Raw genomic sequence first — 953 nt, forward strand, 5'->3', positions numbered from 1 at the left:
GGTAGTCACGCAGCCTGGCTGGCTGGCGTGGTCATGATTGCTTCGAATTCGACGGGGGTCAACCTGCCGAGGGCGGTTTGGCGTCTGCGGCGGTGGTAGGTGCGTTCGATCCAGGTCACGATCGCGATCCGCAGTTCCTCGCGGGTGGACCAGGTGCGCCGGTCGAGAACGTTGTTCTGCAGCAACGCGAAGAAGCTCTCCATGGCGGCGTTGTCACCGGCGGCGCCAACGCGGCCCATCGAGCCGGTCAGGCCGTGGCGAGCGAGCGCACGGACGAATTTCCTTGATCGAAATTGCGATCCGCGGTCGGTGTGCACAACGCAGCCGGCGACGTCACCGCGGCGGGCGACGGCGTTGGTGAGCGCGGCGACGGCGAGGCGGGACTTCATCCGGGAGTCGATGGAGTAGCCCACGATCCGGTTGGAGCAGACGTCCTTGACCGCGCACAGATACAGCTTTCCTTCCGTGGTGCGGTGCTCGGTGATGTCGGCCAGCCACAGCCGGTTCGGCGCGGTGGCGGTGAAATCGCGCCGGACCAGGTCGTCGTGGACCGGCGGACCGGCCTTCTTCCCATTGCTGCCGCGTTTCTTGCCGAAGGCACTCCACCAGCCCATGGACGAGCAGATCCGCCACGCGGTCCGATCCGCCATCGACAGGCCGATGTCGCGCGCCTCGTCGGCCAGGAACCGGTATCCGAACTCCGGGTCGTCGCGGTGGGCGTCGAACAACGCGTTCGCCCAATACGCCTTGACCAGTTCGGCATCGGCGACCGGCCGGGCACGCCACCGGTAGTACGGCTGTCGAGCGATGTTCAAGACCCGGCACGTCACCGCGACGGGAATCCCGTCTGCGGCGAGCTCGCTCACGAGCGGGTAGAGCCTTTTCCCGGCAGGTTCGCCTGCGACAAATACGCGGTCGCGCGGCGCAGGACCTCGTTCTCCTGCTCCAGCAGC

The 953-nt window shown here is 67.1% G+C and carries 1 pseudogene; it reads right to left on the reverse strand.

The features are described 5' to 3' along the window. Positions 1 to 5: 5 nt before the first annotated feature. Positions 6 to 953: pseudogene (locus ACFP3R_RS37540) on the reverse strand (IS3 family transposase); the annotation flags it as partial.

The sequence above is a fragment of the Saccharothrix lopnurensis genome (assembly GCF_042658445.1).
Taxonomy (GTDB): Bacteria; Actinomycetota; Actinomycetes; order Mycobacteriales; family Pseudonocardiaceae; genus Actinosynnema; species Actinosynnema lopnurensis.